Origin of the sequence: Pseudomonas sp. Root401, from assembly GCF_001425105.1 — a bacterium.
Taxonomy (GTDB): Bacteria; Pseudomonadota; Gammaproteobacteria; order Pseudomonadales; family Pseudomonadaceae; genus Aquipseudomonas; species Aquipseudomonas brassicacearum.
On the sequence record NZ_LMDO01000003.1, the window covers coordinates 163,359 to 174,694 of the forward strand.

At 53.3% G+C, this 11,336-nt stretch carries 6 protein-coding genes; 1 reads left to right on the plus strand and 5 read right to left on the minus strand.

Features of this window, described 5'->3' with window-relative positions; all coding sequences use genetic code 11:
- Positions 1-7: 7 nt before the first annotated feature.
- Positions 8-6,427 carry a dsDNA nuclease domain-containing protein gene (locus tag ASC85_RS04630; RefSeq protein ID WP_162254864.1) on the minus strand — a complete coding sequence of 2,140 codons (6,420 nt, stop codon included), beginning with the start codon at positions 6,425-6,427 and terminating at the stop codon, positions 8-10.
- Positions 6,428-7,293: 866 nt separating this feature from the next.
- Between ASC85_RS04630 and ASC85_RS04635 the strand changes: the two genes are divergently transcribed.
- Positions 7,294-8,202 (plus strand): hypothetical protein, encoded by a 909-nt coding sequence (locus ASC85_RS04635; protein WP_156395612.1) that lies wholly within the window; start codon positions 7,294-7,296, stop codon positions 8,200-8,202.
- 204 nt (positions 8,203-8,406) lie between these two features.
- Here ASC85_RS04635 and ASC85_RS04640 read toward each other — a convergent pair whose 3' ends face one another.
- The 4 genes from ASC85_RS04640 to tnpA are packed head-to-tail and all read right to left on the minus strand — an operon-like array spanning position 8,407 to position 11,254.
- Positions 8,407-8,991 (minus strand): plasmid pRiA4b ORF-3 family protein, encoded by a 585-nt coding sequence (locus ASC85_RS04640; protein ID WP_057448436.1) that lies wholly within the window; start codon positions 8,989-8,991, stop codon positions 8,407-8,409.
- A gap of 3 nt (positions 8,992-8,994) precedes the next feature.
- Positions 8,995-10,500, minus strand: coding sequence for an IS66 family transposase (tnpC, locus tag ASC85_RS04645; protein WP_057448437.1), 1,506 nt, complete (start codon positions 10,498-10,500; stop codon positions 8,995-8,997).
- Positions 10,501-10,535: 35 nt separating this feature from the next.
- A complete protein-coding gene (gene tnpB / locus ASC85_RS04650) occupies positions 10,536-10,880 on the minus strand; it encodes an IS66 family insertion sequence element accessory protein TnpB (protein WP_057448438.1) in 345 nt (114 codons plus the stop codon).
- Positions 10,877-11,254, minus strand: a complete 378-nt coding sequence (tnpA, locus tag ASC85_RS33730) for an IS66-like element accessory protein TnpA (RefSeq protein ID WP_057448444.1) — start codon at positions 11,252-11,254, stop codon at positions 10,877-10,879. Before tnpA ends, tnpB begins: the two co-directional genes overlap by 4 nt.
- Between the last annotated feature and the right edge of the window lie 82 nt (positions 11,255-11,336).

An 11,336-nucleotide genomic window follows, 5' to 3' on the forward strand; every position in this document is an offset into this window, starting at 1 on the left:
TAAGTTATTACTTGTCGCGGAGCTTAAAAGCATTACAAAGCTTTTCAAGCTCGAGCACTAATAACCCACGTTGTTCCTCATCGGCCATATCGCACTGCTGATCAAGCTCAGCGGCTCTATGCAGCATCCAGCGGCCTAAAGTATCAACACTATTTTCAAGCCTCTCACGCCTTACCAGAACTCGCCCGAGGCTTCTGAGTTCTCTCTCTACACGCGTCCCTACCCCGTTTTTATCAAACACATAGAGAACCCACCGAGGTTTGTTACGATCAATTTCATCATTTCGTACCTGGCGGGAAATCTGCACTAAAACGATGAGGCTCCTTTCAGTTCGATCAAGTAAGTCACATATGAAGTCCCGGCTAGACGTCGCTCGCCATCCATACCCGTTTTGGTGTTCATCGTCTCCCCAATATTTTACCTTGACGTGAGCTTCACCTGTTGGTGAGCACCACGCACTACGCTCAACATCGAATTTCACCTGTTGATCCATGGCAGCACCTACTAACCCAACTGGAATCCCTGAAACAGCTCCACAGCGTTCGTCGATTTTATCTCCGTTCGAATCACTATCAAACGGCTGCAGCCAAGCCTCAAGTTGGAACCCTGGCATTTCAATATTTTCGTGAAACCGCTCATCAGGCAGTGCGAAATCCATGTGATCGCGAGTATTAGCAAGCGCCTGTGCAAGCGCGTTTGCCGTGTGAGGTGAAGCTAGTGCCGAATGGATATAGACCCTGTGAGTGGCCTTATTCCACTGCAGCTCAAAATCAGCTGCAACCACAATATCGTTTGATGCTGTGATTTCAGCATCAAACGTTTCGGTAGAGATTGAACATCCCCAAGCATGCGCGTCGGTTTCATCCTCGTGCTGATCCAGACAGCTTTTTAGTTCGATTGGTGCAACACCCCAGAAACGTGGTTCAAGCGGAGGCACGGCTCGATAGTCACTTAACCAGTGAGGCGACAAGGTCGGTAGATATCGACAAATCCATGCTTCGAGCTCGTCCTCATCCTGGTGACACTTGATCAGGGGTATTTCGCATATCAACTCTCCAACCACACACATCATCGAATGCCACTCGATGTGATGGCTCAATCGCTCGACCGTTGGCTGGGAACCATGTCTGCGAGATGTCAATTCATGTAAGCCATTTAGACGACTCATTCGCGGCTCGCGATTCCAGTGCGTGGTATTTTCTCCATATCCCCATTTGTCATGAAGCCAATACTCAAGCCGATCAAGAAAGTCATCTAGTGGCAAGTCGAATAAGCGCGCAGCAGGTTTATACCAATATGGGATCGCATCCATACTATCGAAGGAATACTTACGCTTACGCCCTCTCTCTTCACTCAAACGTTGAGAAAATCTGGCAAGGCGAGGGATCGGGGCTAACTGGCTTCTGTTAAGCTTTTCCACGAACATACGGTCTGCTTCTGAGAACTGCCAAGCAGCGGCCTTATAAATTTCTAGCAGCACGGAACGTCCCAGTTCGCGCACAATTACATGCGGCTCGCGCCGAATTGTATCGAGGATGAGTTGGGTATGAAGGGCGACTTCCTGCACATTATCTACTGTGGCACGTAGCATCACGATCATCAGTTGCTCAAGTGCAGCATAGTGGTAGAAAGGAGCCCCAGCGAAAACGGGCTCCGAACTCCTATCCAAACAGGAGATCAAACTCGCCCACGCTGGATCTTGCCCGCGCAACAGTACTAGTGCAGCGTGGCACGCACGCCAGCGTACCCGGCGGTCGATATCGCCCATCGCGGCGAATAGGCTGCGCCCGACGCTTTCCGCGATATTGTCTGGCGGAGCAATATTGGCGAGTTGAACACGGGCCGGATGCGACGTACCGCCCTCGACCCTCAGCAGCAGCGCATCAAATAGTCTTGAGCGATTTTCTATCGGAACACGAGCGGCTACTAGTCCAGTCAGCGTATAGAGAAGCTCAGATGAGATACGTTCTCGAAGTAGTTCAATACCGTCCAGGAGGACATCAGCCTGCGCAGCAGAGTCCAGCCCGGTGGCTGCGAGCGCGGCCTCTATGATCTCCGTCTGGTAACTCCAATGGAAAAGATTACGAAGTGCACCCGAAATATAGGACGGGAAGCGCTCTCGCATCCAAGTCTTAACAGGGGGATAGTTGGACCAGCATTGCAAGATTTCGGGTACAGCTTTGCCAAACTCTCCGCCATCGCGACCCAGCTCGAATCCAATATCGAGAAAGGGCACACGTAATGCGAGACTGCCGAGCCGCTCCGCGACCTCATGGAACTGATAACTATCAGGGCCTCTTTTTTCCGTACCGGCGCTCAACGCTGCTCGTATTTCATCCGCACTCTTGAGAGGCCCATGCTCTTTTTCGGTAGATTCAATATCTAACTCTTCCGTCGGATGCCACTGAGCGTCCACCTCTGGCCATCCTAGGAAGGTATCACTACTTACTTTTGCCGCAACGATCGCAGCCGAGGCGTCGTGACCAGCGCAACCTTCGAGCTTTTTGAAAGCAGTGATGAACTCATCGATCTTGCCTTCACGTAGTTGCTCTGCCAACGCCGGCTCTACTAGCCAATTTGGTAGCGCAGAGCTACTACCGATCACAGTGTTTAGCTCGACCGGTCCATCTGATGCAAGCGTCGCAAGGGCGAGCCGTTGGGCAAGTGTCAAAGAGGCACCAGCAGCTATCACCTTGGGCAAACTATGGTCAAATAATGTGATACCCCTATCGTGCCACCGCGCAGCAATAACTAAGCCCATTGAAAGACTTGCGGAGGTGACCCAACCGATTACGTCATCCCATGCAAAATCATCACCAGCTCCAAGTGACTCCGCGACCGCGCCTGCGGCGTCGCCAAGACGCGCAGCGAAAACTGCGTGCTCAGCAGAACTCCCATTAAGGCCTGTCTGCGCGATAGCACCAGCAGCCGCAAGTGCACTGCGAGCTTCAAAGTCTATCGCCCCGGTTGCCTCTACCGCCTTGCCGAACAACCATTCCGCAAGTCCTACATCGAGCGACAACGCAATGCGCGCACTTTGGCTAAACAATTCGACTCGTTCAGACGCGGGAAGTGGAGCCGATCCAATCTCGTCCGCAACCTCAGTCAACAACTGCAGTACTACATCATACGTATGCGGAATCAATCCAAGCGCTCTCGCTAGATCCAGTGCGCATGTAATCCTGTCAGCAGACCAGTCCTGCATCACATTACGCGCACTTAGAATTAGGCTTTTCACGTTTCCGCCGCAAAGTCCCGCATGCACCAAATGATTACGCATAAGCAATATCGCGACGTCCGGATCTCGGCGTGAAGCCTGATCATAGCTGCGCGAGACGTCGAGTGTTTTGGCAAGCGCTGGCCATGCACTAACCGGATCGACGGCAATTGACGTTACAGTTATTCTTGCTGCGTCAATGAACCGGGAGAATGCTGTTACCGTTTCTGCGAGGGTCTCATTCCAGTACTCCTCAGGTGATTTCTCCGGGCGCCGTCCTGGTCTTTGTTCAGTCCGTGGGGGAGCGGTGCGTCGCGGTGGCAGCCAATCAGCAATTGGTACGATAACTCCAGAGATTAGCTCGCGCAGCGCGTAAGCTCGTGCCTGTCGCGCTCCGGCCGACCGCAGCCGGTGAAGATGATATGTTTCCTCAAGTACAGGCTTTGGCATTGCGCGCTCTAGGATCACAGCAACCAAAGGCCTGAGATCTTCATGGGTGATGGCACGTTCACATACCAAGAGCACAGCTTCTTGCCAAGCTAGTAATGGAGAGTTTGATAACCCGGTCTCTATTGGCATTTGCCATCGTGCACGGGTTGCCTGCGCAAGCCCTGCGAGGCCTTTGCGCATAATGGAGTTCCCCATGTCCGCTCCGGCGAGTAGAGCCGCTGCCATCAAGGGTGCCAGTCCGAGTGGAGGCCATGCGCGCTTATTGATCACGGCGAGTAGTGTTTGGAGATTTATTCCCGCACCACTTGCCGCTAATATTTTGAGTACCGAGTGCAAAACCGACTTAGGACGCCAGCAAAGTAGGCGATCGAAGGCTTCACCCTCATTTGATAGCGCTGCATAGACTTGATACTCGACGGCTATGTCGCTAGCTGTAATTTCGATCCTATGCGGGCTATTCTTACTGCTTAGTTCACGAAGGTGAGCATGCCACCATCGCAGGTGAGCTTTTGCTGTTTCAGGACGAGTCAGCGCCGCATGTAGGGCTAGCTCAATCCGTAATTGCGGGCGTTTGTTCCGATGACGTTGACCAACCATCACGAGGCGATTTGCCTCTTCAGCAGCGAATCGCACCGAGAGGTCAAGGTTCTTAACCGTAAGGTTCTCTAGCAAGTTAGTGCGATGAATCGCCTCGGCCGATGCGATGAGCAGGCTACATGCATTAGTGATATCCGCCGCTGTACGGCAGCAGCGTATTGCGAGGCTTAACTGTCGAGACCAGATAAACTGAGCTTCTAGCAGATTTAGAACGGACGAGGGTTTCTGCTCCTGAGTAACCAATGCGTAAAGTGCATCAAGACGGTTGGCGGCGGCGAGTACTTCTGCGACGCTGAATGCTGCGTAACGATCTGTGAGCCGGGTATCGAAGAGAAGATCGGCCGCACGTTCAAGTAGCTTTTCTCCACCATTGTCAGGCCGCTCAATTACAAAGGCTTCGAAGTCTTCATCGTGGAAGGACCATCCCTCATCGTGCTCTACAATGCCGCCTACATCTGCTGCTATGTCGTTGATATCAGCGCAAGATAGCTCTGCCAACGCTGCGAGAATCCGCCGTGGCACTGGGCGGGGCAAACGGGAAAGAGCATCAAGCACTTGCCAGACTTTATCAGCGCTACCGAGATGCTTACCTGCTTCACTAACACGCTGTTCAAATAAAGGGTTTATACCCTCGGCCTTCGGCATCAGCCGCTCTATCGCACGCATCTCCCCGTCGCTCGGCAAACCCTTAATGGCATAAACAAGACGACGCGGGTTACCGCCTGTGAGACTTTCAAACGTAGTGGCGAGCTCGGGGTTCCACTTGGGTTGCCAGGAGGCAACAAGCTGGCGGACCTCATCGACGTTAAAATTTGGAATCTCAAAATCGTCGTAGAGTCGCTTATCACCAACCTCGTCCCGTCGAGCAGTCCGGCAGCTCACAATAATCCGAACATTGGCGGGCCAAGCCGACGCCTGACTCAATGCATCGAGAAAACAAAGGTCGTGCCAATGGATAGAGCCTGTTCTCGCATTGTCGACCGCGTCGAAACAGAGTATGAGCTGCGCATTCGTATTTCGTGCTGTTAGAACGCCCGCTGCCACCTCGACTCGCTTGCGGAACGACTCGAACACATCAATGCTACCTCGACGCCGAATAACCAGAGGCGTTCTAAGGCGTGCAGCAAGCTCATTGCCTAACTGCGTGAAAGCCTGCTCAGGTAGGTGGCGCTTCTGATCTGAAGCCAGAAATAAGCCTCCGCCATAGCAGTCATATATAAACACCTCGGAGCCTGGCGGGAGAACTGACTGTAAATCGAAAATCAGGCTTGTCTTGCCACATCCGCCCCCAGCGTGAACGCGCAGTGGTTTATGCTGAAAATCTGCAAGTTTCGCACCGAGAAGATCGATGATTGTGCGACGTACGTATGGCCGAGCAGGTTCTATCTGTGACGGGGCCGGGAACAGCATCCCGCTGCTACCTACTCCCAGCCAGACCGATAGCACTTCCCTCGTCACTGCAGGATCGTTAGTGCTCTCAGGGAGCATCAATGTAGCAACGCGCTTCTGCAATAGATTGGCGTCGTCGCGCGTATCGGCATCGGCCATACTGGCGAGACGCAGGATGATTTCGCTCTCCATCATCAGTCGAGACGTCGACGCAAAACCCGTCAAATCCCATGCTTTGAGAAAAGTTACAACTTGCAGGGCAGTCAATCCAAGCCCTTTTTTGAGCTTGTTAAATAGATCCGTATCGTCTGGTGCGGGCTTGGTGCCACTCTTGATCAACCGTGCAATATCTGCTACCACTGAGGCCGACAGCGGTTGATTGGTTACGATCGAGAAATCACCGTTGAATTTGACGGCTTTCAACAGCCCTGCGAGTTTGCCGAGCACGCTACTACGCGGCTTGGTCTTCGCTCGGCGGGTGAGAAGTCGCGACCACGTCCAGTTATCTTGAGGGTGTGACGCGGAGTGTTTGAGCTGCAAGTAGCGATAGCTGAGTTCTTCCGACGTGTTACGTATTAGGACGATATCGGCAGCTTGACCATGTTCCCCCAACTGAGCGTGAACGTCATCACGAGGAGGGCCTTCAACCTTGACAGCTATTACGTCGTCTTTAGCGTCGAGCAGCCGGAGCATCTCACGCGTGGCCCAAAGCACATGGAAGTCGTCGCCAGCGTTCGACGCGACAGCACCTAGGAAACTTTCCTTATCTTCCAAATTGACCCCTGACTGTCCCATGCATGCATTACTCGCTCATTCTAAATGGATAGCGTGCCAGCTACGCTAGCCTCCTCTCTAGGATAGAGCTATAAGATACTGACTTAATTGTACTTTCTTGAGAAAAAACAGCTTCTAATATTTTGAAAAAAGCGTAACACCTACGCTTCATATAACACGCAGCCAAGCATGATAAATATTTTTATGTAACACAAAAAAACCAATATAAATCAATCAGTTAATCAGCGCTGTAACACCCGTAACACCTTTTTTGAGGGAATCCCCATGCCCCGTCACGAGATCCTCCTTCAGCGACGAGAGATAGATCATGCTCATGGCGTCTTGCCGATAGCGCGAGTCTCTGCCTAGGTCCTATACGGCGCAGGAAACCCGCGTGATCGTGTCGGCGGAAAGGTGCTGAGCTTAGTAAACAGGTGAACCTGGTGAACTGCTGTTTACTAGTCATTTGCTCCATGAAGCGGAAAGCCGCCGGGGACCCTGGGCATTCCGGATAGACACGGGGCATAAAACCCGCGCGGTCGTGTTAGCGGCTGGATTTTTTAAGTTGGTTGACAGGTTGACGTGGTTGACAACCATTACCGTGGTTGACGCTGTGCAGGTGTTCACTATCAGCAACAGACACAGCCACCTTTACCGAAGCTGTAACGATGGCCCTTTTTCTTCAAGATCCTTTCAATTTCAACGATTGAAATTTCAGTAACTTCCAATGCCTCCCACTAGCTAGATCCCGCGGGTTTCATGCCCCGTACCGTCACATATCATCCAGGGTCCCCGGCGGTTTCTGAGCCGGTAGGCTAAGCTGGTCGCTATCCCAAAATCGCACCCCTCCCTGGACCGAGCAATATATGAGTCAGCTAACCACCACGGCACGATTTGAATGCCCAGCATGTAAGCAAGAAGCCTGCGTAACTGTTGAGGTGCCAGAGGTAGATTGGTGCGTCGAACCGCTCTCGGACTCCCTGTCTGAAGATGACGGTGAAATGGCATGTGACCAGTGCGGAGAGTTCTTCAATATCAACATTCAGAACTCCCCTGCTGGCTGCTTTATAGAAATCCTAGACCATCCCGATGTGGATGTCGATGCAGACGAGGCCCCCTTTGGGTCGGGCGACTCAGAGGAAAATGAATGGCTCAACAATTCTATTCCGCAGAAGCCATACGAGATTTACATCTCTACCTATCACCACCTGGGTGATGTGCTCGCCGAGTGTTCAGGTAGCGAACTGGGAGTTTTTAGGCGGTCAGCGTCGATAATACAGCGGATGATTTTCGCCGAAACAGTTAGCTCGATGGAGGCGTACCTAGGAGACACGCTCCAAGGCGCAGTACTCACAGAACCGAAGGCGATGCAGCGCTTAGCCATCAAAGATAAAGAGTTATCCGCTGAGAAGGTCCCTTTGAGCACTATATTGGCAAACCCTGAGGTGGTAAGTGACAGGATCCGCAGCTACCTCAAGGGACTGCTTTATCACAACCTCCCAAAAATCGAGGCTATTTTTAAGATCGCCCTAGAGGTAGATATCTTTCCAGACGAAGCGCTCAAGATCAGACTTCTTGAATTAGTACAGATCAGGCACGACGTTGTTCATAGGAACGGAAAGGACAAGAATGGGGCGGAGCACTCATTTCCAGCAGAATGGGTTACGCAGGCAATGGAGGACGTCAGAAAATTTGTCGAAACCGTTGAAGCATCTGTCGTACGTGCTCGCCTTGCATTACTCTTCCCGCCCAAGGATAAGACGCAGCCGGACTAAATGTGTATCCCGGCTTGTATCCCTACCCTTACAATCACCCTGCAAGGCTTGATTTATATGGAATGCACGAGTCTCGTAAGCGTCCGCCCGACACCCTCTTGTTGATCAGACCTTCACCTGCTTCTTCAGCCATTGGTTGACCCAATCGCAGTCAAACGCTGTTGGATCAAATACGTAAGCGTCCGCCCGACACCCTCTTGTTGATCAGACCTTCACCTGCTTCTTCAGCCATTGGTTGACCCAATCGCAGTCAAACGCTGTTGGATCAAATCCATCATCCCCATACCACTCCGACATTTCTTCATGTTCGGGATGATTCGGATCTGCCAACGCTGCCAGAAACTCTTCATAACCAGCCACACCGCCAATATCTTCCGGCGGGCATCTATTGGCCCCATCGATGCAACACGGCACCTGTGGGAAAATAATCGCGGGCAAGGTTTTCTCGACTTTGATGCGCAGCTCCCAGTTGTCGCCAAAGTCGTAGACATAACGAAACGTCTTCTTCCCGTACAACACGTTGATCAGCTTTTTACGCTGCTCAGAAATCACCGGCGGGCCCCAATCCGGGTCAGGCACACCGTAACTTTCACCATCAATTTCAAACTCATGCAGATGCGTGTCGCTCCAGCCAAACACAGCCTGGATCACCTGATGCAACTTGCTCAAGGTGATGTTTTCAGGCACTGCAACTCGACGCCAGATCGAAGGTTTTATCCATTTGAATTCGATGTGCAGCACCAGAACCTGATCGGTTTTAATCATGGACGGAGAAATCGTTTTGGGCATGAGTCAAGCAGCCTCGCTGTGTTCGAGGGGGTTAAGGGAAACGTTCCAGGGCAACAGTTCCTCTACCCGGTTGATCGGGTGCTCGGCGATTCGCTCCAGCACGTGGGTCAAATAGGCTTGCGGGTTCAGGTCGTTGAGTTTGGCAGAACCCACTAGGCTATAAATCGCAGCAGCTCGCTCTCCACCGGCATCGGAGCCGACGAACAGATAATTTTTTCTGCCTAGCGCGACGGCGCGCAACGCTCGTTCGGCAGCGTTGTTGTCGATCTCAATCCGCCCGTCATCGCAGTAGCGCACTAGCGCCTGCCACCGATTCAGGGCATAAAAAATCGCACCACCCAATGCCGATTTTTTCGACAGCTGAGTCAGCGTTTGGCTAAGCCACATGTGCAATTGCTGCAACAGTGGGCCGGCTCGGCTTTGCCGAGMTGCTTTTCGCCGGTCGGGCGGTTGGCCGCGAACCTCACTTTCAATGGCATACAGCGCCGTAATTCGTTGCAACGCTTCGGCGGCAAGCGGCGAGGACTGGTCTTTGTAAACGTCGTAAAACTTACGCCGGGCGTGAGCCCAGCAGGCGGCCTCTTGAACGCTGCCCGAGCTATATAACTGAGCAAAACCAGCGTAGCCGTCCGCCTGCAAGATCCCGCTGAAGTTCTCGAGGTGAGCGCGGGGATGTTGTCCTTTGCGATCCGGCGAGTATGCAAACCACACTGCCGCTGGCGTTGTGGATCCGGCGGGACGATCGTCGCGGACATACGTCCATAGGCGCGCCGTTTTGGTTCTGCCGGTGCCGGGTGAGAGTGTGCCAATGGGTGTGTCGTCGGCGTGGACTTTATGGCCACTCATGATGTGAGATTTGAGTGCGTTGACCAACGGCCTGAGTAACTGGCTGCTTTGGCCGACCCAGTCAGCCAAGGTCGAGCGCTCCAGATCTACGCCCTCACGGGCGTAGATCTCGGACTGCCGATACAACGGCAAATGATCGACAAACTTCGAGACCAGCACATGGGCCAACAACCCTGGGCCTGCAAGGCCTCGGGCTATCGGACGACTCGGCGCCGGCACTTGGGCGATGTGCTCGCAGCACCGGCAAACCCACTTTGGACGGACATGACGAATGACTTTGAAACGTGCCGGAACATACTCCAGCACCTCGGACACATCCTCACCCAAATGGCGAAGCTTCCCACCGCAGCCAGTACATTGCGACTTCGGCTGATGGACGTGGATTTCGCGAGGTAGGTGTTCAGGTAACGGCTTGCGCCGAGAGACAGTGCGAGGTGGCCGTTCAGTTGAGGGTGTTAGTTCTGCCTGGCTGACTTCCAGCTCCTCAAGACTCAGCTGGAGTTGGTCGATCATGGCGTCCAGTTGCTCGGAGCTGCGCCCGAACTGCGTGCGACGTAACTTGGCGATCATCATCTTCAAGCGCTCAATCTCTGCCCGCTGGGCAGAGACCAGAGCCTTCAAAGCTTGAAGATCATTCGGCAGAGAGTCGGTCACGAGAGTCATGACCGCATGTTACCGAGGTTTTTCAGTGCGGCAAGTCAGACCGCTAGGACGGGTGCTGTACGAATTGGCCTGCGCCAATCGATGCCCTCCAACAGCATCGACAGCTGCGCGCTCGTCAGCGACACGCTGCCGCTGGTTGCTTGTGGCCAGACAAAGCGTCCTTGTTCCAACCGTTTGCAAAACAGGCACAAGCCGTCGCCATCCCACCACAACAACTTGATCCGGTCACCACGTCGTCCACGAAAGGCGAAGATCTGACCGGAGAAGGGATCGGCTTCCAGTTGGGTCTGCACCAAAGCCGCCAATCCGTCGAAGCCACGGCGCATGTCAGTGACGCCGGCGGCGATCCAGATACGGGTTCCAGCAGGAGGAGCAATCATCGCAATAACTGCTGCAAGACGAGTTGCAGCGTCTGCGGATCGGGTGCACCCGTAATACACAGCTTGGCTTTTCCTACTTCAACTGCGATCTCGGAATAATGCTCTGCCGGTGGCTGGACRACTTGCGCCAGATCCATTGGCGTCTCGATCATCTGAACGGGCAAGAGCGTTATACCCTGGCTAACCGGGCCGAATAATCCCTCCTGATACTGTTGCCGCCAGCGAAATACCAGGTTGGCATTGACGTCATGTTCGCGAGCAATCAACGACACGGAGGCGCCGGGCTGGAAGGTGGCTTCGACGACTCGGCGTTTAAAGTCGAGCGGGAAGTTGGGGCGACGACCCGCTCGACGGGCAGGGGCAACTGTATCCAAGATAGTGTCCACTAAAAAATGGTGTCCACTATCTTGGCCAATTTGGAGGGCTGTCAGGAGAGGGTGCTGGGCGGACGGTTAC

Bases quoted from the DNA above. Each gene is read 5' to 3' on its own strand.
- tnpB (WP_057448438.1), bottom strand. From the start codon at position 10,880: ATGATTGCTCCTCCTGCTGGAACCCGTATCTGGATCGCCGCCGGCGTC.
- ASC85_RS04635 (WP_156395612.1), top strand. From the start codon at position 7,294: ATGAGTCAGCTAACCACCACGGCACGATTTGAATGCCCAGCATGTAAG.
- ASC85_RS04640 (WP_057448436.1), bottom strand. From the start codon at position 8,991: ATGCCCAAAACGATTTCTCCGTCCATGATTAAAACCGATCAGGTTCTG.